Source organism: Butyrivibrio sp. INlla18 (genome assembly GCF_900103635.1).
Classification (GTDB): domain Bacteria; phylum Bacillota; class Clostridia; order Lachnospirales; family Lachnospiraceae; genus Butyrivibrio.
This window is the reverse complement of the sequence record NZ_FMXK01000012.1, coordinates 71,767-96,028: the sequence shown is the minus strand read 5'-3', so window position 1 is coordinate 96,028 and position 24,262 is coordinate 71,767. Positions and strand designations below refer to the sequence as shown.

22 protein-coding genes are annotated in these 24,262 nt (G+C 40.5%); 21 read left to right on the top strand and 1 reads right to left on the bottom strand.

Going from position 1 to position 24,262, the window contains the following annotated elements:
* Nucleotides 1–16: 16 nt before the first annotated feature.
* The 10 genes from cmk to BLS24_RS09945 all read left to right on the top strand — a co-directional run bounded on the left by cmk (nucleotide 17) and on the right by BLS24_RS09945 (nucleotide 9,976).
* Nucleotides 17–676 carry a (d)CMP kinase gene (gene cmk / locus BLS24_RS09990; protein WP_091758631.1) on the top strand — a complete coding sequence of 220 codons (660 nt, stop codon included), beginning with the start codon at nucleotides 17–19 and terminating at the stop codon, nucleotides 674–676.
* 8 nt (nucleotides 677–684) lie between these two features.
* Nucleotides 685–1,539 carry a 4-hydroxy-3-methylbut-2-enyl diphosphate reductase gene (gene ispH, locus BLS24_RS09985; RefSeq protein ID WP_091758630.1) on the top strand — a complete coding sequence of 285 codons (855 nt, stop codon included), beginning with the start codon at nucleotides 685–687 and terminating at the stop codon, nucleotides 1,537–1,539.
* Nucleotides 1,520–2,662 (top strand): 30S ribosomal protein S1, encoded by a 1,143-nt coding sequence (gene rpsA / locus BLS24_RS09980; protein ID WP_091758629.1) that lies wholly within the window; start codon nucleotides 1,520–1,522, stop codon nucleotides 2,660–2,662. The genes ispH and rpsA overlap by 20 nt, the downstream gene beginning before the upstream one ends.
* Nucleotides 2,663–2,815: 153 nt before the next feature.
* Nucleotides 2,816–3,601, top strand: coding sequence for a CheR family methyltransferase (locus BLS24_RS09975; protein ID WP_091758628.1), 786 nt, complete (start codon nucleotides 2,816–2,818; stop codon nucleotides 3,599–3,601).
* 89 nt (nucleotides 3,602–3,690) lie between these two features.
* Nucleotides 3,691–4,083 (top strand): NusG domain II-containing protein, encoded by a 393-nt coding sequence (locus tag BLS24_RS09970; protein WP_176764409.1) that lies wholly within the window; start codon nucleotides 3,691–3,693, stop codon nucleotides 4,081–4,083.
* A gap of 19 nt (nucleotides 4,084–4,102) precedes the next feature.
* Nucleotides 4,103–4,597, top strand: a complete 495-nt coding sequence (locus BLS24_RS09965) for a Gx transporter family protein (protein ID WP_091758626.1) — start codon at nucleotides 4,103–4,105, stop codon at nucleotides 4,595–4,597.
* 189 nt (nucleotides 4,598–4,786) lie between these two features.
* Nucleotides 4,787–6,643: a hypothetical protein gene (locus BLS24_RS09960; protein ID WP_091758625.1), complete on the top strand. Its 1,857-nt coding sequence runs from the start codon at nucleotides 4,787–4,789 to the stop codon at nucleotides 6,641–6,643.
* Between the two features lie 85 nt (nucleotides 6,644–6,728).
* Entirely contained in the window at nucleotides 6,729–7,934 is a 1,206-nt protein-coding gene (locus tag BLS24_RS09955; RefSeq protein WP_091758624.1) for a GTP-binding protein, read from the top strand.
* Between the two features lie 6 nt (nucleotides 7,935–7,940).
* Nucleotides 7,941–8,900 carry a TIGR03943 family putative permease subunit gene (locus BLS24_RS09950; protein ID WP_091758622.1) on the top strand — a complete coding sequence of 320 codons (960 nt, stop codon included), beginning with the start codon at nucleotides 7,941–7,943 and terminating at the stop codon, nucleotides 8,898–8,900.
* A 29-nt stretch (nucleotides 8,901–8,929) separates the two neighbouring features.
* Nucleotides 8,930–9,976, top strand: a complete 1,047-nt coding sequence (locus BLS24_RS09945) for a putative ABC transporter permease (protein ID WP_091758620.1) — start codon at nucleotides 8,930–8,932, stop codon at nucleotides 9,974–9,976.
* 70 nt (nucleotides 9,977–10,046) lie between these two features.
* On the opposite strand, the gene rpsT is transcribed toward BLS24_RS09945, so the two are convergent.
* Nucleotides 10,047–10,310 (bottom strand): 30S ribosomal protein S20, encoded by a 264-nt coding sequence (gene rpsT, locus BLS24_RS09940; RefSeq protein ID WP_091758618.1) that lies wholly within the window; start codon nucleotides 10,308–10,310, stop codon nucleotides 10,047–10,049.
* A 206-nt stretch (nucleotides 10,311–10,516) separates the two neighbouring features.
* Here rpsT and lepA point away from each other — a divergent pair, with 206 nt between their 5' ends.
* The 11 genes from lepA (at nucleotide 10,517) to BLS24_RS09885 (ending at nucleotide 24,255) form a co-directional block, all read left to right on the top strand.
* Nucleotides 10,517–12,331 carry a translation elongation factor 4 gene (gene lepA, locus BLS24_RS09935; RefSeq protein WP_091758616.1) on the top strand — a complete coding sequence of 605 codons (1,815 nt, stop codon included), beginning with the start codon at nucleotides 10,517–10,519 and terminating at the stop codon, nucleotides 12,329–12,331.
* Nucleotides 12,331–13,509 (top strand): radical SAM family heme chaperone HemW, encoded by a 1,179-nt coding sequence (gene hemW, locus BLS24_RS09930; RefSeq protein WP_242872272.1) that lies wholly within the window; start codon nucleotides 12,331–12,333, stop codon nucleotides 13,507–13,509. The genes lepA and hemW overlap by 1 nt, the downstream gene beginning before the upstream one ends.
* A gap of 30 nt (nucleotides 13,510–13,539) precedes the next feature.
* Nucleotides 13,540–14,136 (top strand): 5'-deoxynucleotidase, encoded by a 597-nt coding sequence (gene yfbR / locus BLS24_RS09925; protein ID WP_091758614.1) that lies wholly within the window; start codon nucleotides 13,540–13,542, stop codon nucleotides 14,134–14,136.
* Between the two features lie 73 nt (nucleotides 14,137–14,209).
* Nucleotides 14,210–15,331, top strand: coding sequence for an HD-GYP domain-containing protein (locus tag BLS24_RS09920; protein WP_091758612.1), 1,122 nt, complete (start codon nucleotides 14,210–14,212; stop codon nucleotides 15,329–15,331).
* A 17-nt stretch (nucleotides 15,332–15,348) separates the two neighbouring features.
* Nucleotides 15,349–16,410: a type IV pilus twitching motility protein PilT gene (locus tag BLS24_RS09915; RefSeq protein WP_091758609.1), complete on the top strand. Its 1,062-nt coding sequence runs from the start codon at nucleotides 15,349–15,351 to the stop codon at nucleotides 16,408–16,410.
* Between the two features lie 163 nt (nucleotides 16,411–16,573).
* Nucleotides 16,574–18,154: a YifB family Mg chelatase-like AAA ATPase gene (locus tag BLS24_RS09910; RefSeq protein ID WP_091758607.1), complete on the top strand. Its 1,581-nt coding sequence runs from the start codon at nucleotides 16,574–16,576 to the stop codon at nucleotides 18,152–18,154.
* Complete coding sequence (gene dprA / locus BLS24_RS09905) at nucleotides 18,144–19,280, top strand: DNA-processing protein DprA (RefSeq protein WP_091758604.1); 1,137 nt, start codon at nucleotides 18,144–18,146, stop codon at nucleotides 19,278–19,280. The genes BLS24_RS09910 and dprA overlap by 11 nt, the downstream gene beginning before the upstream one ends.
* Before the next feature lie 247 nt (nucleotides 19,281–19,527).
* Nucleotides 19,528–20,847: an extracellular solute-binding protein gene (locus BLS24_RS09900; protein WP_091758602.1), complete on the top strand. Its 1,320-nt coding sequence runs from the start codon at nucleotides 19,528–19,530 to the stop codon at nucleotides 20,845–20,847.
* A gap of 95 nt (nucleotides 20,848–20,942) precedes the next feature.
* On the top strand, nucleotides 20,943–22,343 hold the full coding sequence (locus BLS24_RS09895; protein WP_091758600.1) for a carbohydrate ABC transporter permease: 1,401 nt from the start codon (nucleotides 20,943–20,945) through the stop codon (nucleotides 22,341–22,343).
* Nucleotides 22,343–23,227, top strand: coding sequence for a sugar ABC transporter permease (locus BLS24_RS09890; RefSeq protein ID WP_091758598.1), 885 nt, complete (start codon nucleotides 22,343–22,345; stop codon nucleotides 23,225–23,227). Before BLS24_RS09895 ends, BLS24_RS09890 begins: the two co-directional genes overlap by 1 nt.
* A gap of 29 nt (nucleotides 23,228–23,256) precedes the next feature.
* Complete coding sequence (locus BLS24_RS09885; RefSeq protein ID WP_091758684.1) at nucleotides 23,257–24,255, top strand: LacI family DNA-binding transcriptional regulator; 999 nt, start codon at nucleotides 23,257–23,259, stop codon at nucleotides 24,253–24,255.
* Nucleotides 24,256–24,262 lie beyond the last annotated feature (7 nt).

Here is a 24,262-nt window from a genome sequence, read left to right as displayed (position 1 = left end):
ATTTAGGAGATATGATATGGGAAAAGCAATCGCAATTGACGGACCTGCAGGAGCAGGCAAGAGCACAATAGCTAAGATGGTAGCTAAGGAACTTGGATTTATATACGTTGACACAGGTGCAATGTACAGAGCAATGGCTCTTTTCATGATAAAAAAAGGCATCAAAGCAGAAGAATCAGACAAGATCAGTAAGACCTGCGTAGAAGCTGATATTACTATCAAGCATGAAAACGGCGAGCAGGTAGTTTATCTTAATGGTGAGAATGTAAACGGCCTCATCAGAACTGAGGAAGTTGGAAATATGGCATCTGCCAGCAGCGTAAATGGCGATGTTAGAAAGAAGCTTGTTGAACTTCAGCAGAAGCTTGCTAGCGAAACTGATGTTGTTATGGATGGAAGAGACATTGGAACAGTAGTGCTTCCTAATGCTGAGCTTAAGGTTTACCTTACAGCAAGCTCTAAGGTAAGAGCTGACAGAAGATATAAAGAGCTTACTGCCAAGGGTATTGATTGTGATATTGACACTATCGAGAAGGATATTATTGATCGTGACTACAGAGATATGCACAGAGAAATATCTCCTTTAAAGCAGGCAGATGATGCTGTTCTTGTAGATTCATCAGATATGTCAATAAATGAAGTGGCAGAAAAGATAATTCAGTTATTTAGAAAGTGAGTTATTATATGAATGTAGTAGTAGCTGAGCATGCAGGCTTTTGCTTTGGTGTAACAAAAGCAGTTGATACTGTTTACGAACAGATCGAGAAAAAGACTGGCTTGAATATTTATACATATGGGCCAATAATCCACAATGAGATTGTTGTTGGTGATCTTGAGAAAAAAGGCGTGAAAGTAATAGAGAGCCCAGAAGAGATCGAAGGTCTTAAGGATGGAATCATTGTTATCAGATCTCATGGCGTTACCAAAGAGGTACATAAAAAACTCTCAGAGACTGGACTTGAAGTGATCGACGCTACATGTCCTTTTGTAAAAAGAATTCACAAGATCGTTCAGGAAGAGAGTGGAAATGGTAAGGGCATCATAGTAGTGGGGAGTGCTAATCATCCTGAGGTTGAAGGAATTGTAAGCTACGCCGGAGATAGAGTGTATGTTGTAGACAGTCCTGAAAGTGCAGCAAAATTCAGCGAAAACAGGGAACTGGAATACACAGTTGTGTCTCAGACTACATTCAACAAGAAGAAATTTCAAGAAACCGTTGAAATCTTTAAAAATAACGGTTACAATATTAATATTGTGAATACTATATGCAATGCAACGGATGAACGTCAGTCAGAAGCAGAGAAGATTGCATCTGAAGCGGATGTCATGATTGTGATTGGAGGAGCGCACAGTTCTAATTCAAGGAAGCTGTATGAAATATGCAGTCAGAAATGTGCCAGAACATATTTTATTCAAACCCTTGATGATCTACATCTTAAATTAGGAGAGGATGTGTCATTAGTGGGTATTACCGCCGGGGCATCAACCCCAAAGAACATTATTGAGGAGGTTCAGAATTATGTCAGAACAAACTTTTGAACAGATGCTTAACGAATCGTTCAAAACAATTCACACAGGGGAGGTTGTTGAGGGAACTGTTATTGACGTTAAGCCTGACGAGATAATCCTTAACATTGGTTACAAGTCCGACGGTATTTTAACCAAGAACGAATATAGCAACGACAACAGCATTGACCTTACAACCGCCGTTAAAGTTGGTGACACAATGGACGTTAAAGTTCTTAAGACCAACGATGCAGACGGACAGGTTATTCTTTCATACAAGAGACTTGCCATCGACAGAGGCAATAAGAGAATCGAAGAAGCTTTCAACAACAAGGAAGTACTTACAGCTAAGGTTGTTCAGGTACTTGAAGGTGGACTTACAGTAGTAGTTGATGAGGTTAGAATCTTCATTCCAGCTAGCCTTGTATCAGACAGCTATGAGAAAGATCTTTCAAAGTATCAGGATCAGGAGATCCAGTTCGTAGTAACTGAGTACAATCCTAAGAGAAGAAGATACATCGGAAACAGAAGAATGCTCGTTACAGCTGAGAAGGCTGAGCAGGCTAAGAAGCTCTTTGATACTATCAAAGCTGGCGATGTAGTTGACGGTGTTGTTAAGAATGTTACAGATTTCGGTGCATTCATCGATCTTGGTGGTGCAGACGGACTTCTCCATATTTCAGAGATGAGCTGGGGACGTGTTGAGAGCCCTAAGAAAGTCTTCAAGGTTGGAGATACAGTTAAGGTTCTTGTTAAATCAATTGATGGTAGCAAGATTGCTCTTTCAAGAAAGTTTGACAACGAGAATCCTTGGAAGGATGCTACAGACAAGTATGCTGTAGGAAACGTAGTAAAGGGTAAAGTTGCTAGAATGACAGATTTCGGTGCATTCGTAGAGCTTGAGCCTGGTATCGACGCTCTCCTTCATGTTTCTCAGATCGCTAAAGAGCATGTTGAGAAGCCAGCTGACGTACTTAAGGTAGGTCAGGAAGTTGAAGCTAAGATTGTAGACTTCAACGAGGATGAGAAGAAGATCAGCCTTTCAATCAAGGCTATGTTCGCTCCAGATCCTAGTGAGGAAGTAGCTGCTGATGATTCAGATGTTGTTTCAGTAGACATCGACAAGGTTATCGCTGAGCAGAACGAAGAGAACTAATAAAAACAAATCTTCAAAGGGCGGTGGTCTATAGACCATCGCTCTTTTTTGTTTCGTATTGTTTTATATTTTTTTAATTTGTCAGAATATTCTATCTACTATAGAATTAAATAAGAACATAACAAAAATCATTTACCAGGAGGAAAAACACTTATGGAATACGATTACGAGTGGTTTAAAAAAGGCGTATATGATTTAACCAAGATCGATCTCAATGCGTATAAAGAAAAACAGATGAAGAGAAGAATCGACACTCTTATTGGTAAGTATGAAGTTAAGGGATATGATGGATTCCTTGGTCTTATCAAGAAGGATAGAGAAGCTCTTGATTCTTTTGTTACATATCTTACTATCAATGTTTCTGAGTTTTTTAGAAATATGGACCAGTGGAATCTCATGGATAAGGAAATGGTTCCTGAACTTATGGGAAAGTTTGGTAAGAACCTTAAGATATGGAGTGCAGCCTGCTCTACAGGCGATGAGCCATATACCATTGTAATGCTTCTTTCCAAGCATATTCCACTTAATCAGATAAACATTTATGCGACAGACCTTGACGCTGTTGTTCTTGCTAAGGCTAAGGCTGCTATTTATGACAAGAAAGAGATATCTAATGTTCCTGAGGAGTTTAAGAAGAAATACTTTACAGAGACAGAAGATGGCAGAATGAAGGTTTCTAACGAGATCACATCAAGAGTTACCTTCAAACAGGCAGATCTTTTAAGAGATCCATATCCAAAGGATTGTCACCTTATCGTATGTAGAAATGTTCTCATTTACTTTACAGAAGAAGCTAAGGATGAAGTATTTAGAAAGTACTATGAGCACCTTGCTCCTGGCGGAATCCTCTTTATTGGAAGTACAGAGCAGATCGTTAATTACAAAGATATCGGATTTATCCGTAAGAATTCATTCTACTACGAGAAACCAAAGGCATGATCTAAGGTTTAAGTAAATAAAATTATCAATCCTTGTACTGATTAGAGTATAATCTAAACAGTACAAGGATTTTTTTAGGGAGCATTGCTTTGAAAAACACGCTTTTTAGGAAAAACGATATATATCTGATAGGAATACTCCTTCTGATCTCTTTGCTTATTCTAGGCGGAGTAAATCTCACCAAAAAGAGTGGCGCTGAGGTTGTGGTCAGTATCGATGGGGTAGAAGCATACTCTTTTCCTATTGATGAAGATCTTGAGTTTGAAATAACAGGCTATGACGGCGGAACGAACCTGCTGATCATCGAAAACGGATATGCCTATTTAAAAGAGGCATCCTGTCCTGACAAGCTGTGTGTTCATATGGGAAAGATAAATAAAGAGGGACAGTCCTTAATATGCCTTCCTAACAGAGTTGTTGTGGAAATAAGAGGCACTGGCAAGACAAAGAGTGAAGATGACTACGATACCGTAGTTGGATAAAGGGTATTTGGAGACCAAAATGAGTAAGACACAGAAGATAGCATTAAATGGCGCATTGGCAGCCCTTGCCATGATCCTTAGCTATGTCGAGATGCAGATCCCGGCTTTTTTTGCTGTACCTGGAGTTAAGCTTGGACTTACTAACATTGTGGTCTTAGTTGCACTTTATGTTCTTGGGGAAAAGAATGCGTTTTTCATAAATGTTGTCAGGATCGTAGTTGTCTCTATGCTTTTTGGAAATATTATGGGCTTTGCTTTTTCTATTGCTGGAGGGATGCTCAGCACGTTAGTGATGATCCTGTTAAAGAAGACTTCACACTTTAGTGTTACCGGAGTTAGTGTTGCTGGCGGTATTTCTCATAATGTTGGACAGATCATCGTAGCTATGATCTTATTAAACACAAAGGCAATTATTTGGTATCTGCCTATTTTGTGGATTTCAGGAATTGTTAGTGGTGCCGTTATAGGCATAGTGGGGGCACTAGTATGTAGCCGAATTGTGATCAAAGAATGAAATTTATTTATTTCATTTGACCTGTATTGATTTTTGATTCCTTTTCTGTATAATTTTTTCTTGTCGGCATTCAGCTGACAGATAATCACGGAAGTTCTTCCGATGATTTTCCACTTTTTTATTTAATAATACGCTCGCAGTAAGGGTGTCTTTGGGCTTTTCTGCGGGTAAAAACAGAAAGGATCCTATATGAAATTAAGGGAAAAATGGGAAAAACAAAACAATTCGGTTAAGCTTCTTTTAAAAAAGCTTAAAAGACATGACACCATGGTGGTGGCAGTGGCTGTAGTCATTGCTCTTGTACTGTGCGGAGGGCTGATCTATCTTAGTACTCCCGTAGTTGCAGCAAGCGCCAAGGAGGAGTTTGCTGAGAGCGAAAAAGAAAGTAAGCAGCAGACAAACGACAAATTAGATGAGCTCCACGAGTACTTATCTGAGCTTGATAAGTCGATCGCAGACAGTCAGGAAGGTCTTGACTCTTTTTATGAGCTGACAAAAGAGGATAAGTCAAAGGAGACAATTACTGAAAAAGTAACAACTATCAGCGGAAATCTTAAGGAAATACAGACTTCTGTGACTAGTACTCAGACTCAGCTTCAGGAGTTAAAAGAGCTGATCGAATCAAATAATGGTGAAAACAGCGAAAAGATCACAAACGAGTTTAACAGCGTAACTCAAAACATTAAGGATATCCAGACAAGCTTTGAAAAGGCTCAAGGCGATAACAAAACTCTTCTTGGGGAGATAAAAGAGCTTATTGATAAGAATAATACTGAGATGAATAAGACTCTTTCTGATAAGTTTGACAGCCTTGATAAGAAGCTTACAGAGCTTGATAATGCTTTTGCTACGAATATCGACCAGCTTATAAATGAGACCAACAGTAAGCTTGAAGAAATGCTTAGTATTACAGATAAAGGATTTACAGAGGTCAACAACAATACAAATAATAAGTTCAATGAGCTAAATATCAGCATTGCTGAGAATTTTGAGAAAATGTCTGACGTATCAAATGAAGGTCTTACTGGGATCATGGATTACCTTACCGGTGAGATCAGCGGTATCAATGGAAAGCTTGATCAGGTTTTTCAGCGTGTGAGTGATGGCAAAAAGCTATTGGCATCCGCATTACTCACAAAAGGCGTGACCATAAATGAGGATGCCACATTTGCGCAGTTTAGCGAAGCTATCAGAAACATTCCACAACAGATAGTACTTGATAATGGCGACATTGCCGGAAAGGTTGAATATGAATACCATTATCATACAGATGGCACTGGAAATGAATGTAACGACGAGTATGTGAGCGAGAGCAGAAAAGGTGGATGTTACACTGAAAGCTATTATCATAAGCACACAAACGATTGTTACAGCACAAGATTTGTTTATAAGTACTGGACCTCAGAGAGTACCTATAATGCAGGCTATATGTATGATGCAAATGGAGAGGCTTTCTTTAGATGGCACTGTGACTACTGCGGATATGACAAGATTGGTCATAGTCCAGACCATTTCGAATTTACGGGAAGTGTGGATGTTGTCCGTAGGAGAAATGGCCATCTTTTGGATGTTGAGACCAAAAGAGAGCTTAAATGTGGCTTAAAAGAGGGACAGCTTATAGGCTACAGAACTTCTTGTGGATATGTTCATGGACAGGTAGTTACAGCGCATATCACCTTCGGCCCTGACCACTCAGCTTATGATCACGACGTTACTGCTACTAATGTTGCAACTTCTCATATGGCAGTAGATAGCCCTTCTCAGATAGATATTAGTGCCCTTCTTGGAGACTTTGATATGGATAAAGAAGCAGAGCCAAACGATCCAAACCATGAAGAGGAAGTAAATTCTGGATCAAAAGAGCCAGAGCAGGTAGAAGACAAAAACAATAGTGATGAAAGTAGTAGTGAAGCGGCTTTAGAAAATTCTGCTGTATATGAATCTTCTATAGAAGAAGATAGCCATGGGGAAGATGATCCTAGTGAGCCTATAGAAGAAAACGACGCTGAAAATCCGAAGGATGCCGCAAATGCAGCCTCTATGTGATTTCTTGACTTTTTATTTATGTCTGCATAGAATATAGTTTGTTGTAGTGGTTATAGCATAGGTAATTATGCAGATTGGAGACATAATGACAAAGATAGATATTATTTCAGGTTTCTTAGGAGCTGGTAAAACAACTCTTATTAAAAAGCTTTTAAAAGAAGCATTAAATGGTACAAAAGTTGTTCTTATTGAGAATGAATTTGGTGAGATCGGTATCGATGGTGGATTCCTTAAGAAGTCAGGTATTGAGATCACAGAGATGAACTCAGGTTGCATCTGCTGCTCACTTGTAGGTGACTTTGAGACATCACTTAAGCAGGTTATGGATCAGTATGCACCAGAGCGTATTCTTATCGAGCCATCAGGTGTTGGTAAGCTTTCAGATGTTATGAAGGCCATCCAGAATATCGCAGAAGGCTCTGAGAACATGGAGCTTAACAGTGCAGTTACTGTTGTAGATGTATCTAAGGCTAAGGTTTATATCAAGAACTTTGGTGAGTTCTTCCTTAACCAGATTGAGAATGCTGGAACTATCATTCTTACAAGAACTGACAAGGCTGATCAGAAGAAGATCGAAGAGGCTGTAGCACTTATCCGTGAGCACAATGCAAAGGCTACTATCATCACAACACCTCTTGATGAGATCACAGGAAAAGAGATCCTTGATACATTTGAAGGAAACAACGATATTGAGGCAGAGCTTCTTAAGATGATCATGGAAGAGAAGGATGAGCACCATCACCACCATCATCACCATGGCAGTCACAAGACTGTTGCAGAGGATGGCTCTGTAGTATATAGTGCACACCACGATGATGAAGAGTGTGACGATGAGGAGTGCAGCTGCCACCATCATCATCACCATGATGACGAGGACGAGCATGAGCATGAGCATCACCATCATCACCATGATGAGGAAGATGAGCACGAGCATGAGCACCACCATCATCACCATGATGAGGATGAGCATGAACATGAGCATGAACATGAGCATCATCACCATGACGCAGCTGATGTATTTGTTAGTTGGGGTATGGAAACACCTCTCAAGTACACTAAGGAAGAGATCGAGAGCATGCTTTCTAAGCTTGAAGACGAAGAAAAGTATGGTATCGTTCTTCGTACAAAGGGTGTTGTTCCTTCTACTGATGGAGCATGGATCGAATTTGACTATGTTCCAGGAGAGGCTGATGTCAGAACTGGAAGTGCAGATGTTACAGGTAAGTTCTGTGTAATTGGTTCTGGGCTTGTTGAGGAGAACCTTGAGAAGCTTTTCAGAAGACTTGCGTAAGTTGTTATGATAAGGAGAACTAAATTGAAACCGGTATATATAATCAATGGATTCCTTGATAGTGGTAAAACTGACTTTTTTAGATACACTATTGGTCAGCCATACTTTAGAACAAAAGGAAAAACTCTTCTTATAGTTTGCGAAGAGGGTGAGAATGATTACGAGGAGAAGCTCCTTAAATCTACTAACACGATCCTTGAAAAGATCGAGGATGAAGAGGATTTTAATCCAGATAATCTCATCGCTCTTGATGCCAAGTATAATCCTGAGAGAATCCTCATTGAGTACAATGGCATGTGGAATTTTAGAAATATGCGTCTTCCAGTAATGTGGAAGCTTGAGCAGCAGATCACAGTTATTGATGCTTCTAATTTTGAGCTTTATTTCAGCAATATGAAGTCACTTCTTGCTGAACAGATCCGCAACTCTGATCTTATTCTCTTTAACAGATGTGATGGAATCGAAGACCTTGCATCATTTAAGAGAAATGTTAAAGCTATCAATCAGAAGGCTGACATCATCTTTGAAGATCAGAATGGTGAAGTGGATGTAACTCTTGATGAGGATCTTCCATTTGATCTTAACGCTAATCCTATTGACCTTAACAACTATGGTTATGGAATGTTCTATCTGGATGCACTTGATCATGCTGACAGATACGAAGGCAAGACAGTTCGTTTCAAGGGAATGGTTCTTAAGCCAACAGAGTTCCCTGACAACAGATTTGTTCCAGGAAGACTTGCTATGACATGCTGCGCAGAGGATATGCAGTTCCTTGGCTTTGCATGTGAATATGACAAGACATCAGAGCTAGAAGAAAAAGAATGGGTATTAGTAACTGCTAAGGTTACCAAGCAGTACGTAGAAGAGTATCAGGGCGAAGGTCCTGTTCTTCAGGCAATCTCAGTTGAGAAGACTACTGAACCAAATAACCCTGTAATTGATTTTTCTAATCCAGAACAGTAAATGATTGGATACTAATAGGGGGATTTATTATGTTTAATTATTTGCCGCTTCAGTGGCTGTTCTTGTTTTATTTTTATAGCTTTTTTGGTTGGTGCTTTGAATCAACTTATGTATCTTTTTTACAAAAGAAACCAGTAAATAGGGGCTTTATGAGAGGCCCCTTTTTACCGTTATATGGCAGTGGCGGAATAATGATGCTGCTGGTAGCTAGCCCTTTTTATAACAATATTATTTTGGTTTATATTGCTGGATGCATAGGAGCTACGCTTCTTGAGTACGTAACTGGCGTTGTTATGGAGGCTTTGTTCAAGGTTAGATACTGGGATTATTCTGATAAGTTCATGAACTTTCAGGGTCAGATATGTTTGGAATCAACCCTTGTTTGGGGACTTCTGACAGTTATCTTTACTCACTTTTTGCAGCTTCCTATAGAGAAAATGCTGCTTTCAATTCCTTACAACATCTTGTCTATTGTTACAGTTATACTTACTGTTTACATCAGCTGCGACTTCATGGTAGCCTTCAAGACAGCCCTTGACCTTAGAGATGTCCTTGTATACATGGAGAAGGCTAAGGAAGAAATGAGCAAGATGCAAAAGCGACTTGATGTTATCGTAGCATTTAAGGGAGAGGAAGTTCGCGAGACGATCGGTCAGAAGGTTGATGATATCAGCACTGGCATCGGTAATAGAGTTGATAGTATCAGCACTGGTATCGGCAACAGAGTTGACAGTATCAGTAGTGGAATTGGTAGCAGAGTAGATAGCATCAGTAACGGACTTGGAAACCGTGTAGATAGCCTTAGTGATTCTCTTGAAAAGTCCTTTGCAAGCATCAAGGAAAAGATCACTATCGATCCATCTTCTTACATGCAAAGTGTCAAAGATGAGGTAGGAGAGCTCTACGCTAAGTACAGGATCATGATGGACAGACTTACACCATCACCAGTAAAGAGCTTCTTTGATTGGTACAGAAACCGTACCATCTTGGGCAACCCTAATATGGTATCAGATAAGTTCAAGACCAGTATGGAAGAAGTAAAAGAGAAGGCAGCCAGTCTTCGCAATAAGAAATAAAAAAGAGTAAAAAAATACCTCATGTCGGTGAGAAGACATGAGGTTTATTTTTGTGAATTTATAAAAATGATTAAGCCATCTTGTTAACAGCCTGAGCAAGACGAGAAACTTTTCTAGAAGCTGTGTTCTTCTTGAATACGCCCTTTGACTCAGCCTTGTCGATTGCAGATGTTGCGCTAAGGAGTGCCTTTGCAGCCTCGTCCTTGTTGCCTGCCTCGATAGCAGCTCTAACCTTCTTGATCTCTGTCTTTACAGCTGACTTGATGATCTGATTTCTCTCAGCCTTTTTCTTATTAACTAAAACTCTCTTCTTGGCGGATTTAATATTTGCCATAATTACCTCCGAAATAATTAAAACTTATTAGTATTTATCATGTTAGTGTGAGCATCGAGCCGGACACGGACAGTCAATGTCACATACGTTAAATATCTTAGATGAAATTCCGCAAACTGTCAATAGTTTTTTGATATTCTCCACTTTCAACACACAGTAAAAATATGTTATACTAGGCACTGATACATTATTAATGGATTGAGGAAATAAACGTGGATCAGAGTAAGATTAGAAATTTTTGTATTGTTGCTCATATCGACCATGGCAAGTCAACCCTTGCTGACAGAATGATCGAAAAGACTGGTGTTCTGACAAGTAGAGAGATGCAGAACCAGGTTTTGGACAACATGGATATAGAGCGTGAAAGAGGTATTACCATCAAGTCACAGGCTGTTAGAATGATCTATAAGGCAGGGGACGGAGAGGAGTATACCTTCAATATGATCGATACCCCAGGTCATGTAGACTTTGGATATGAGGTATCACGAAGCCTTGCTGCATGCGATGGAGCAATTCTTGTTGTAGATGCAACACAGGGCGTAGAGGCACAGACCTTGGCCAACGTATATATGGCCCTTGATCATGACCTTGATGTATTCCCAGTTATCAACAAGATCGACCTTCCAAGTGCGCAGCCACAGGAAGTTAAGGATGAGATCGAGGATGTTATTGGACTTGAGGCTCAGGATGCACCTCTTATTTCTGCCAAGAATGGTATTGGAATCGAGGATGTACTTGAAGCTGTTGTTCACAAGATTCCAGCTCCAACAGGAGATTCTACTAAGCCTTTAACAGCCCTTATCTTTGATAGTATCTATGACTCATACAGAGGCGTTATCGTATTTGTAAGAGTTAGAGACGGCGTCATCAAAAAGAACATGAAGGTTAAGTTCATGGCAACTGGCGCTGAGGCTGATGTTGTAGAGGTTGGATATTTTGGACCAGGTAGATTTATAGCAAGTGATGAGCTTTCAGCAGGAGATGTTGGATATTTCACAGCTTCTATCAAGAACATTCAGGATACACGAGTTGGTGATACAGTTACTGATTCAGCAAGACCTTGCGCAGAGGCACTTCCTGGCTACAAGAAGGTCATGCCAATGGTTTACTGCGGATTGTATCCAGCAGATTCAGCACATTATTCAGATCTTAGAGATGCTCTTGAAAAGCTCCAGCTCAACGATGCTTCACTTTTCTATGAGCCAGAGACATCACAGGCTCTCGGCTTTGGATTTAGAGCAGGTTTCCTTGGACTTCTTCACCTTGAAGTTATTCAGGAGAGACTAGAAAGAGAATATGATCTTAATCTTGTAACTACAGCCCCAGGCGTTGTTTACAAGGTTCACAGGACAGATGGTACAGTATTTGATCTTACTAACCCTACAAACCTTCCAGATCCTTCTGAGATCGAATACATGGAAGAGCCTGTAGTTAACGGCGAGATCATGGTTACTACTGATTATGTTGGTGCTATCATGCAGCTTTGCCAGGAAAGACGCGGCAAGTATATCAGTACTGACTACATAGAGCAGACCAGAGCAATCCTCAAATATGAGCTTCCACTTAACGAGATCATCTATGATTTCTTTGATGCACTTAAGTCTAGATCAAGAGGCTATGCTTCCTTTGATTATGAGCTCAAGGGCTACGAGAGATCAGAGCTTGTTAAACTTGATATCCTCATTAACAGAGAAGAGGTTGATGCCCTTTCATTCATCGTCCACAAGGATGGCGCCTATGAGAGAGGCCGCAAGATGTGCGAGAAGCTCAAGGATGAGATTCCAAGACATCTTTTTGAGATTCCTATTCAGGCAGCAGTTGGTGGCAAGATAATTGCCAGAGAGACAGTTAAGGCTTACAGAAAAGACGTATTGGCTAAGTGCTACGGTGGTGATATATCACGTAAAAAGAAACTTCTTGAGAAGCAGAAGGAAGGTAAAAAGAAGATGCGCCAGATCGGAAATGTTGAAGTTCCACAGGCAGCATTCCTTAGCGTTCTTAAGCTTGATAGTGCTGATTGATGAATATGAGAAAAGAGATATCACTGTATATTCATATACCGTTTTGCGAAAGGAAGTGCTTATATTGCGACTTCCTTTCTTTTAATGCGCAAAAAGATCTCATGGACAGCTACTTTGAAACTTTGTCAAAAGAGATACAGTTAAGCGGTAAGGCTTATGAAGACTATAGGGCCACATCTGTTTTCTTTGGAGGAGGAACACCTTCTTTTCCAGACCATGACAAGATCTGCGGTACCTTGAATCAGATAAAAGAGTCTTTTACCATGGATGAAAATTGCGAGATCAGCATAGAAGCAAATCCCGCATCAGCCATATATGACAAGCTCCTAGCATATAGAAATGCTGGATTTAACAGGCTCAGCATAGGAGCTCAGTCTCTTAATGATGAGGAACTTAAAATACTTGGAAGACTTCATGATTCCAAACAGTTTTATGAAACCTATGAAAATGCCAGAAAAGCTGGTTTTAGCAATATCAATATAGATATTATGAGTGCTCTTCCAGGTCAGAGCCTTGAATCCTATATGGATACGGTTGGGAAGGTAGTGGAGTTAAAACCAGAGCATATTTCAGCCTATAGCCTCATTATCGAAGAGGGCACGCCTTTTTATGATATGGACCTTGAGCTTCCTGATGAGGAAGAAGACAGGCTCATGTACCATAAGACCAAGAAGTACCTTGCAGAAAGTGGCTATCACAGGTATGAAATATCAAATTATGCCCTTGGAGAGCAGCTTGATGACACCTACGAATGCTTTCATAATAAGGCCTACTGGATCAGGAGCAACTACCTTGGACTTGGTCTTGGTGCTTCTTCTATGGTTGAAAATGTAAGGTGGAGTAACATAAGAAACATCAAGGATTACATAGCCTTTATGGCAGAAGATAGCTCTTTTGACAGGATAAGAGAAAATGCTGAAAAGCTCACTCTGGAGGACAGAATGGAAGAGTTCATGTTTCTGGGGCTTCGCCTTGTCCGGGGCGTAGACCTTCATGAATTCAAAGCTCTTTTTAAAAGAACTGCCGAAGAAGTTTACGAAGAAGTAATCTACAAGTATGTAGAGATGGGGCTTCTTCACAGATATGTGGAAGAAAAATCTGGTCACGAATATCTTTGTCTTACAGAAAAAGGACTTGATGTAAGCAATACTGTTATGGCTGATTTTTTGATAGAATAATATGTATCTAGGGAATTGGGGGATTACAGGATGAATTACAATTTTTTTGCACTTATTTCTAGAATGAAGTACATTGACCGCTGGGCTCTTATGAGAAATACCAGAGCAGAGAATCTCTGCGAGCACTCTATGGAAGTAGCTATGATCGCACATGCTCTTTGCACTATTGGAAATGTGAGATACGGTAAGAAGCTTGATGCCAACAAGGCGGCCCTCATAGGCCTTTATCATGATGCCTCGGAGATCATTACTGGAGATATGCCAACTCCTGTTAAGTACTTTAACGCAGAGCTTAAGAGCGCTTATAAAGAGGTTGAGAAGGTTGCAGATAAAAAGCTCCTTGAAAAGCTTCCAGAGGACCTTAGACCTGTTTACGATGAAGTTTTTGATCCAAAGACTGATGACGAAAATGAAAAGTATATGAGAAAGCTTGTAAAGGCAGCAGACAAGCTTTCAGCTCTTATTAAGTGCATAAGCGAGTTAAATGCAGGAAACAATGAGTTTAGAACAGCCAAGGAGAGCACAGAGAAGACTGTTAGGACCATGTACCAGGATCTTCCTGAGGTCTTAGATTTTGTAAATGAGTTCCTCTCATCCTACGGAAGTACATTGGACGAGCTTACTTAATTGATTTTTGGCATTATTACGTCCATAATATAAATTAGGGGAATGTGGAAAACTAGTTGACGGGAGACTATAAATGTTATTTATAAAGTGTGATGAGCTTAAGCCTGGGATGAGACTTGCTAAGCCTATTTACAATAAAAAAGGTGTCCTTTTATATGATAGGGCAACTGTGCTCAAGGACCAGCAGAGTATTGAGAATATTAGGAGCTTTGGACTTATAGGAGTTTTTATCCTAGAGCCGGCAGAGCCTGTTCCGCCAATGACTCAGGAAGATATAGAGTTTGAGAGATTTCAGACTGTTATGTACAACGAGATCATGGATGAGCTCGCATATATTTTGAAGACGCACAAACAGGACAGATTTCCAAATATCTGTGCCCAGATCATCAAGAACTACGGTAATCTCAGAAAAAAGATAAATTTCCAGCAGGGGCTTAGAAGTAACGAGGATTATATTTACAAGCACAGCCTCAATGTGGCAATACTAGCAGCCATGATAGCTCACAGCATGAACCTTTCACTTGCTGATCAGAATGAGGCAGTAATGGCAGCAGTTATCCACGATATCGGCAAATTGTCACTTGATCCCACGCTTCAGGCCAAGCCAAGATGCACCAATGAAGAACTTCTTATGATAGATGCTCATGAGATGGCGGGCTATCCTGTCATTGATGAAGCTTTTACTTTTTTGCCTAATATCAAAAGAGCTTGCAATCAGGCCAGAAAGATCCTTCTTGATTACTGGCAGAATGAAGATGTACAGATCCAAAAGACTCTTTTAACTGCAAGGATACTTGTAGTTGCAGGTATATTCGATAAAGAGACTGCGGTTAGATCTGAGGATTCACCGGTATCTGAAGTACTGGTAATTCGCAGGATGATGCAAAGAAGCGATGTGTTTGATCAAAGAGTAGTGAAGGGACTTATAGATTCTATCAATATTTTGGCACCAGGATCTAGCGTTGAACTTAATACTGGAGAGAAGGCACTTGTTATCAGGACCAATGAAGAAGATTTCCTACGACCTACAGTATTAAGCTTCAGGGATAATTCTATAATAGATCTTTCTAACAGATCAGCTTATGGTGAGCTGGAGATCATGGATATCATGAAGACCATGGATAATCGTTACGTGATGGATACAGCCAAAGTCAAGGCACTTGGCATATCTGTCGAAGAACCAGAATATGTTTAAAACAAGGAATGGTGATTATGTCAAAGATCGAAGATATTCTCAAAGAAGCAAAAGATAGGGGGGCGTCAGACGTACATATTACTGTAGGTCTTCCTCCAAAGATGAGGCTTAATGGTAAGCTCATTGCTATGGACCATTACGACAAGATGATGCCTGCTGATACAGAGACTATCGCAAACGAAGTCATGAATGACAAGCAGCGGGAGAAACTTGATGAAAATGGTCAGCACGATATGTCTTTTTCTATTCCTGGAATAGGCAGATATAGACTGAATGTATTCAAGCAAAGAGGCTCAATCGCTATGGCTTTTAGAGTTGTAGCAACAGAGATCCCAACAGCAGAGAGCCTTGGAATACCTGAGACTGTGATTGATCTTTATCAAAAGAAACGTGGTCTCGTTTTGGTTACTGGCCCAACAGGAAGTGGTAAGTCAACTACCCTGGCTTCTGTTATCGATATGATCAATAACAATAGAGAAGCTCATGTTATAACCCTGGAGGATCCTATTGAGTTCACATATCAGCACAGAATGTCTATTGTTAACCAAAGAGAGATTGGAACAGACTCAAACTCCTATGCCAACGCCTTAAGAGCAGCGCTTCGTGAGGATCCTGATGTTATCCTTGTAGGAGAGATGAGAGATCTTGAGACTATCAGTACAGCTATTACTGCAGCTGAGACAGGCCATCTGGTTCTTTCAACAGTTCATACTATTGGAGCATCCAATACTGTAGACAGACTTATTGATGTGTTCCCATCTCATCAGCAGCAACAGATAAGGATTCAGCTTGCCGGAGTATTAGAGGCAGTTATTTCTCAGCAGCTGATCCCAGCAAGTGACGGCGTATCCAGAATTGCAGCCTTCGAAGTTCTCCACGTTAACAGCGCGGTCAGAAACCTCATTAGAGAAGGTAAGTCACACCAGCTTATTACTTATATGCAGACTTATAGGAAACAGGGCATGATCACTATGGATGATGCTATCCTAGAGCTCTACAGGCAGCAAAAGATCACTAGAGAGGCTGCACTTCAGTTTGCTCAGGACCCAGAAACCATGCAAAATAAAATGCTTAGATGATAACTTTCATCCTATTTCAAATTCTTTTTGAAATAGGATGATTTTTTTTATCTTTTGATGTATAATCTCAAATTGTTAATGCTCAAATAATAACTGTGGAATTCTTCCACAGTTTTTTCCAAGAAAAATTACATAAGAAACTTAGAACAAGAAAGGAATTATTATGTTCAGTTCAGTTACTTCAGGAGCTGTCAGGGGCATAATCTCTTATCTTATTGATGTAGAGGTTGATGTTTCTAGTGGACTGCCTGGTTTTAACATGGTGGGCTTTATGAGCGGCGATGTCAAAGAAGCCGGCGCAAGAGTAAAGGTCGCCCTTAAAAATATTGGAGTAAAGATCCCTGCCTCCAAGATCACGGTGAATCTTTCTCCAGCAGATATCAAAAAAGAAGGCATAGTGGTAGATCTGCCTGTGGCCATAGGAATAATGATAGCCATGGGTGAGATCTCTGAGGAAAACGTAAAAGATACAGTGGTACTGGGAGAGCTTGGTCTTGACGGCGAGATAAAGGCTGTCAAAGGAATCCTGCCAATAGTCAACAAGGCAAAAGAGATGGGAATTAAGACAGTAATCCTTCCAAAGGCCAATGCCTGTGAAGGAGCAGTTGTAGAAGGCGTCAAAGTAGTGGGAGTTGAGTCACTTCAAGAGACTGTCTGTTATCTTACAGCTCCTGCAAACGAAAGGGATATGCTGATAAAGCCTACCAAGGTGGATATCAGAGCTATATTTCAAAATGCTGACCAATATGAGGAGACTTTAGATTTTGCAGATATCAATGGTCAGGCAGCAGTCAAAAGAGCTGTGGAGATTGCGGCAGCAGGCTTTCACCATATACTCCTAGTGGGACCACCTGGTTCAGGAAAGAGTATGGTGGCAAAACGCATTCCATCAATACTTCCGGAATTATCTCTTGATGAAAGTCTTGAGGTATCAACAATCTATTCTGTAGCAGGAATGCTCAAAGAGGACCAGGCCCTTATTACCAAAAGACCTTTCATGAGTCCCCATCATCTGATCACTGAGACAGCCCTTACAGGTGGGGGCATCATTCCAAGGCCGGGAGTTATATCCCTTGCTCATAGAGGAGTTCTTTTCCTTGATGAGATGCCTGAATTTCCAAGGACCAAACTTGATATGCTAAGGCAACCAATGGAAGATAAGTATATCCATATTGCCAGAAGTAGAGGAACATTCTCATATCCAGCTGACTTCCAGCTTGTAGGCGCCCTTAACCCTTGTCCCTGCGGCTACTATCCCGATAGAAATAAGTGTAAATGCACAAGTAATGAGATCAGAAGATATCTAGGCCATATTTCTGGCCCTATCCTTGATAGAATTGACATCTGCATAGAAGCTCCAAGAGTCGATATCTCGGATCTGTCCAGCAAGACCAGAAGCATGAACGAGTCATCTGAGACCATTAGGAAAAGAGTTCTTGCTGCCAGAAAGATGCAGGAAGAAAGATTTAAGGGTACAAACCTTAAGTTCAATTCAGAGATGTCCCCATCAGATATTGAGAAATACTGCCCGCTAGGACTTAAGGAACAGGCATATTTAGAAAATGTCTTTTGTAAGATGGAGCTAAGTGCCAGAGCCTATCACAAGATATTAAGGATTGCCAGAACTATAGCTGACATCGAAGGAGAGCAGAATATAACGCAGCTCCACATCATGGAAGCGGTGAGCTACCGCATGACTGACGGTAAATATTGGCATCAAAAGGAGGAAACCTATGTTAACTGAAAATGATTACGCCCAGTGGCTCTTTAATACACCAGGGCTTGGAAGTAAAGGAGTTTATACACTCCTTGATAAAGGCTATAGCTGTGAGGATATTTTTAAATGTCCAGATAAGGAGCTTAGGACGCTTCTAACTGCCAAGAAAGCAGCTGCCCTTATAAGGCATAGACAAAACTGGAATTTCGAACTAGAGAGAATAAAGCTTGAGGAAAAGAAGGTAAGATTTGTATCTGCCATTGATACGGACTTTCCAAAGAAACTAAAAAACATTCCTGATCCGCCCTTTGGTTTGTATGTAAAGGGAAAGCTTCCTGATGAGAATAAGCCATCTGTTGCGATCATCGGCGCAAGGATGTGCTCAGATTACGGCAGATACATGGCAAGAGAATTTGGCAGAAACTTATCCCTTGCTGGAGTTCAGATCATAAGCGGAATGGCAAGAGGAATAGATGGAATTAGCCAGAAAGCAGCCATAGATGCGGGAGGAAGCTCTTATGGAATCCTAGGATGCGGCGTCAACATCTGTTACCCAGACGAAAACAGGGATGTGTATGATGTTATCTGCAATGAAGGCGGCCTTATTTCTGAGTATTATCCTGATATGCTCCCTATGTCAGGTCTCTTCCCGCAGAGGAATAGGATAATAAGCGGCCTTTCTGACATAGTGCTGGTGGTAGAAGCAAGGCAGAAGTCAGGAACCCAGATAACCGTAGATCAGGCGTTGGAGCAGGGAAAAGAAATCCTTGCAATTCCTGGAAGGACCACAGATAGGCTAAGTGATGGCTGCAACTTCCTAATAAGTCAGGGAGCTGGAATTGCCCTTAATACCCAGGATGTATTAGATAGGTTATGGGGGCATCATGAAACTTCGTCTAGTGACCAGCATGAGGAAGAGGAAATCCTTGATCCATTAGAAAAGGAACCAGAGAAGACCTTAGAAGAGGAGATCGCCGATATTATCGACATTATACCTGTTTCAACCTCGCAGATAATGGAAAGGCTCCATCAAAAAGAAATTGATATATCTATTCCGATGCTTATGAGTAATCTTATGGAACTTACTTTCAAAGGAGAGATCATTCAGGACGGAGTATATTACCGGAAACGTTACCTGTCAGATGTAAGCTGAAAATACCTCTTTTGGTGATTTTTACTGATACGGAAGCGCCACCGATTGCGCAAAACGTTACCGGCAACGATACCGAAAACGTTTCCGGTCAAAAAGTCAATGTGCATTTTGTATAAAAGTATCAACGTTTTATCATATAAACTGCTTTATTGACAAAAAAGTGCACAAGAAATACACTTTTTTATAGAGCAACCGATTGCGCGTTAAGGTGCGCAATCAAAGGATACGTGAAAACGGAGGGAAAAATATGAAAAAGAGATTAGTATCTGTTTTATTGACTGTTGCTTGTGGAGCAACTCTTCTTGCTGGTTGTGGTGAGAAGGCTACACAGGAGACAACAACTGATACAGCTGAGCAGACAGAAGCTGCTGATACAACTGCTGATCAGACAGAAGCTACAGAGGAAGAGGCAGTTGATCCAGCTGCTTACGATGGAAAAGAAGTTAAAGTTTGGGTGGCTGAGAACGTTGTAGATTTTACAAATCAGCAGATCGAGAACTTCAAGACTGAGTATCCTCAGTATGCAGGCGTTACATTCACTGTTGAGCCTGTAGGTGAAGGCGATGCAGCAGGTAACATGATCACAGACGTAACATCAGGTGCTGATGTTTACGGATTTGCTCAGGATCAGCTTACAAGACTTGTTACAGCTAACGCACTTGAGGAAGTTAACCCTGATTTCCTTGCAGATGTTGAGTCAGCTAACTCAGCAGGTGTTGTAGAAGCTGGTAAGGTTGGCGGAACATTATACGCTTATCCTATGACAGCTGATAACGGATATTTCTTATATTATGATAAGAGCGTTGTTACAGATCCTTCTACTCTTGAAGGTATTGTTGAGCAGTGTGAAGCTGCAGGCAAGAACTTCTACATGGATCTTACAGGTTGGTATCAGGTAGCATTCTTCTTTGGAACAGGATGCCAGCTTACATACGATACAGATGATGCAGGTAACTTTACAAAGTGCAACGTTGACTATGCTTCAGATAAGGGTCTTGTAGCTCTTAAGGAGATGGTTGAACTTGCTTCTTCATCATCATTCCAGGCTGGTTCATCAGCTGGCGATGCTGTTAACTACGCAGCAATCATCGATGGAACATGGGATGCAGCTACAGTTAAGGAAGTTCTTGGTGACAACTATGCATGTGCTAAGCTTCCTACATTCACAGGTTCTGATGGAAAAGAGTATCAGATGAGCGGATTCAACGGATGCAAGCTTCTTGGTGTTAAGCCTCAGGAAGATGAAGATAAGCTCCAGATCTGCGATGACCTTGCTTACTATCTTACAAGCGAGAAGGTTCAGCTTGCTAGATTTGAAGCAGTTCAGTGGGGACCAGCTAACTTAAATGCACAGGCTTCAGATGCAGTTCAGGCTAACGAAGCTCTTGCAGCTCTTTCAGAGCAGTTTGCATACACAATTCCTCAGGGTAACTATCCTGGAGACTACTGGACACGTTCAGAGTCACTTGCAGGTGATGTAAAGGGTGATTTCCAGAAGGCTTCTGACGAAGATCTTACAAAGGCTCTTGAGACATATCAGGCTGATCTTGAGTCATATGCAAAATAATAATTGATAATTAACTTTGTTGTTAAAGGTTCTTCCGGCGAAGTATGTAACTTTGCCGGAAGAATTTACTGTATATAAAACTTGGAGGATGCGGTATGGCTAATAAAAAAAGCGGCCCAAAAAAGAAAAATGCGTTAGCAAATTTCTTTAGTATTCTTGTGAGCGACTTAAAGGAGATAGGTGTTACATTTAAAGAAGGCGACTTTAAGACAAGAATATCATTTTTAATTTTTGGATTTGGTTCTTTACTTAGGGGATTATGGCTCAGGGGGTTAGCTCTTTTAGCTGTAGAAGCAGGACTTTTATATTTTGTATTTGGATTTGGATGGACTTATCTGTCCAAATTATCAACACTTGGAACAATTGCTACAAGTAAAAAAGGCAGAAAGACCGTATATGGAGACAACTCTTTCCTGATACTTCTTTTTGGTCTTTTGACATTATTTGCTGTTATTGCATTTATAACAGTTTGGAGGATCAATGTTAGAATAAACCGCACAGAGCAGCTTATTCTCAAGAATGGTAGAAAGCTTCCAACTAACAAGGATGATTTCTTATCACTCTTTGATTCTAATTTTGACAAGACACTTCTTGCACTTCCAGTTATTGGAATATTCGTATTTACTGTTTTGCCTATTGTATTCATGATATGCGTGGCCTTTACCAATTATGATGCAAACCATCAGCCACCATCTAATCTTTTTACATGGGTAGGGCTTGAGAACTTCCATCAGCTCTTTTCATTCGGCTCAGCCGGATTTGGTAGTACATTCGTAACAGTGCTTATTTGGACACTTTTATGGGCACTTCTTGCAACATTTATCGATTATTTCCTTGGTATAGCAGTTGCGATGCTTATCAACAAAAAAGGAATAAGATTTAAGAAGCTTTGGAGAACAATCCTTGTTGTGACTATTGCTGTACCACAGTTTGTATCACTGCTTTATGTATCTAAGCTCTTTGCAAGGGATGGACTTATCAATGGATATCTTTTAAAGATCGGAGCCATCACTTCAGCAATTCCTTTCTGGGAAAATGCAACACTTGCAAAGATCACTATCGTTGTAGTAAACATCTGGATCGGTATTCCATACATGATGCTCATTGCAACAGGACTTCTTATGAATATTCCGGAAGATCTCTATGAGAGTGCTCGTATTGATGGAGCTACTCCATGGCAGATGTTCCGTCACATAACAATGCCTTATATGCTGTTTGTAACAGGACCATTCCTTCTTACACAGTACACAGGAAACCTTAATAACTTTAACGTAATCTTCCTTCTTTCACAGGGCGGACCAAAAACAGGTAACCTTGTAGGAGGTGCTGGAAGAACAGATCTTCTGATCACGTGGCTGTACAAGATGACTATCAATGATACAAACTATCGTATGGCTGCAGTAATAGGTATCATGGTATTTATCGTTACAGCTGGTGTCAGCCTTGTGGTATATAACCTGTTACCATCAGTTAAAGATGAGGAGGGCTTCCAATAATGGCTAATAAAATTCAAGGTTCAATGAAAACAAAAAGAGCAGTAGGAAATGTTATTGGTTACATTGTCCTTATACTTATAAGCTTGATCTGGCTGTTTCCATATTTTGGTCTTTTAATGGCCAGCTTCAGATCTTTTGATGCTAGCGTAGAGTATGGCGGAATGGTCGATTACATTATTCCTCATACATTTTCGCTTGATAATTACAGATTCCTTTTTGATACTACGCAGAATAACTACACAAGATGGTATCTCAATACACTTATAATCTCACTTTGCGTATCTGTACTTAATACATTAAATGTACTTTGCGTAAGTTATGCTCTTTCACGAATGAGATTTAAGGGCAGAACACTTCTTATGAGATTTTGGCTCGTACTTGGAATGTTCCCAGGATTCCTTACAATGATCTGTCTGTATTTCCTGCTAAAGCAGGTTGGACTTACACAGGCAGGTGCTATCCCAGGACTTATTCTTGTATCTGTTGCAAGTTCTGGTATGGGGTACTATGTTTGTAAGGGATATTTTGATACAATACCTAAGGCCCTTGATGAAGCTGCTAGAATTGATGGAGCTTCACGTGCCAGAGTATTCCTTACAATGACTATTCCTATGTCCAAGCCTATCATCATCTACACAGCACTTGTAGCCTTCATGGGACCATGGTGTGATTATGTATTTGCTTCATATATCGCATTTGGTCATGATAAGAGCTATAACGTAGCCGTTGCTATGCAGAGATGGATGGTTGTTGGAGATTATCAGGGATATTTCACAAGGTTCTGCGCAGGTGGAATAGTAGTAGCTATTCCTGTAACTTTATTGTTCATGTTCTTGCAGAAATATTATGTTGAGGGTGTTACCGGAGGCGCAGTTAAAGGTTAACCTCCCGGTAGGTTATGGAGAACGAGATTATGCCAAACGGAAAGATTACCATTGAAGATATTGCTAAAGCACTTGGCATTTCCAAAACTACAGTTTCCAGAGCTATTTCAGGAAAAGGCAGAGTAGGTGATGACACCAAGATCAAAGTTCTTGATTACATTGAAAAGTACAACTATACGCCTAATGTTGTAGCCAGGGCCCTGGCTGGTCAGAGAACCTTTAATATAGGCGTAGTATGGCCTGATGACTACAACGCTGTTGATCTGCCTTTTTTTCAAAAGTGCATGATCGGCATGAGTGAAGTAACTGCAAATTACGGATATGATATCGTAGTTTCACTTATTACTTCAGATGATCACTCTGCTCTGAAGAGAATAATTGACAACCATAAGGTTGATGGCTTTGTTCTTACCAGAACTCTTGTTGATGACAAGCCTTCCAAATATCTCAAAGAAGCAGGTATTCCTTTTGTTGCTGTTGGAACTACAACTGATGAAGGCGTAGTTACAGTAGACAATGACAATTTTGGGGCTTGCAAGGAACTGACATCTGTTTTGATAGCCAAAGGTCTCAAAAAGCTTGCTATCATCGGTGGTTCAACAGAGCACATTATTACAAAGACTAGACTTAATGCATTTATGGCCGCTTTTGAAGAGGCTGGAATTGCAGTTGATCCATCATTGGTATACCTTGACTGTGAGAAGTCTCAGAAGATCGGCAATGCACTTATGGAACTTATGAAAAAAGACATTGATGGAGTTGTCTGCATGGATGACAATGTGGCCAACGGTGTCATGGCAAAGTGCAGAGCAGAACACATCAAGATTCCTGATGATATCAGGATCGCATCTTTCTATAATAGTTCAATACTTGAAAATGCCATTCCTTCAGTTACAAGCCTCAATTTCGATGAGAGAAATCTCGGGGCTGTGGCAGCAAGGATGCTTCTTGAAATGATCGATGGCGAGAAGGTTGCAAGCCGAACTCTTAAGAATTACGAAGTGATCCTTAAAGAGAGCACCAAATAATAAGCAT

Coding starts and splice junctions, on each gene's coding strand:
- BLS24_RS09975 (WP_091758628.1), top strand. CDS start 2,816: ATGGAATACGATTACGAGTGGTTTAAAAAAGGCGTATATGATTTAACC.
- BLS24_RS09965 (WP_091758626.1), top strand. CDS start 4,103: ATGAGTAAGACACAGAAGATAGCATTAAATGGCGCATTGGCAGCCCTT.
- BLS24_RS09950 (WP_091758622.1), top strand. CDS start 7,941: ATGATAAGGAGAACTAAATTGAAACCGGTATATATAATCAATGGATTC.
- cmk (WP_091758631.1), top strand. CDS start 17: ATGGGAAAAGCAATCGCAATTGACGGACCTGCAGGAGCAGGCAAGAGC.
- BLS24_RS09955 (WP_091758624.1), top strand. CDS start 6,729: ATGACAAAGATAGATATTATTTCAGGTTTCTTAGGAGCTGGTAAAACA.
- dprA (WP_091758604.1), top strand. CDS start 18,144: ATGTTAACTGAAAATGATTACGCCCAGTGGCTCTTTAATACACCAGGG.
- BLS24_RS09960 (WP_091758625.1), top strand. CDS start 4,787: ATGAAATTAAGGGAAAAATGGGAAAAACAAAACAATTCGGTTAAGCTT.
- BLS24_RS09945 (WP_091758620.1), top strand. CDS start 8,930: ATGTTTAATTATTTGCCGCTTCAGTGGCTGTTCTTGTTTTATTTTTAT.
- rpsA (WP_091758629.1), top strand. CDS start 1,520: ATGTCAGAACAAACTTTTGAACAGATGCTTAACGAATCGTTCAAAACA.
- BLS24_RS09915 (WP_091758609.1), top strand. CDS start 15,349: ATGTCAAAGATCGAAGATATTCTCAAAGAAGCAAAAGATAGGGGGGCG.
- BLS24_RS09920 (WP_091758612.1), top strand. CDS start 14,210: ATGTTATTTATAAAGTGTGATGAGCTTAAGCCTGGGATGAGACTTGCT.
- BLS24_RS09890 (WP_091758598.1), top strand. CDS start 22,343: ATGGCTAATAAAATTCAAGGTTCAATGAAAACAAAAAGAGCAGTAGGA.
- BLS24_RS09895 (WP_091758600.1), top strand. CDS start 20,943: ATGGCTAATAAAAAAAGCGGCCCAAAAAAGAAAAATGCGTTAGCAAAT.
- BLS24_RS09900 (WP_091758602.1), top strand. CDS start 19,528: ATGAAAAAGAGATTAGTATCTGTTTTATTGACTGTTGCTTGTGGAGCA.
- BLS24_RS09885 (WP_091758684.1), top strand. CDS start 23,257: ATGCCAAACGGAAAGATTACCATTGAAGATATTGCTAAAGCACTTGGC.
- ispH (WP_091758630.1), top strand. CDS start 685: ATGAATGTAGTAGTAGCTGAGCATGCAGGCTTTTGCTTTGGTGTAACA.
- rpsT (WP_091758618.1), bottom strand. CDS start 10,310: ATGGCAAATATTAAATCCGCCAAGAAGAGAGTTTTAGTTAATAAGAAA.
- hemW (WP_242872272.1), top strand. CDS start 12,331: ATGAATATGAGAAAAGAGATATCACTGTATATTCATATACCGTTTTGC.
- yfbR (WP_091758614.1), top strand. CDS start 13,540: ATGAATTACAATTTTTTTGCACTTATTTCTAGAATGAAGTACATTGAC.
- BLS24_RS09910 (WP_091758607.1), top strand. CDS start 16,574: ATGTTCAGTTCAGTTACTTCAGGAGCTGTCAGGGGCATAATCTCTTAT.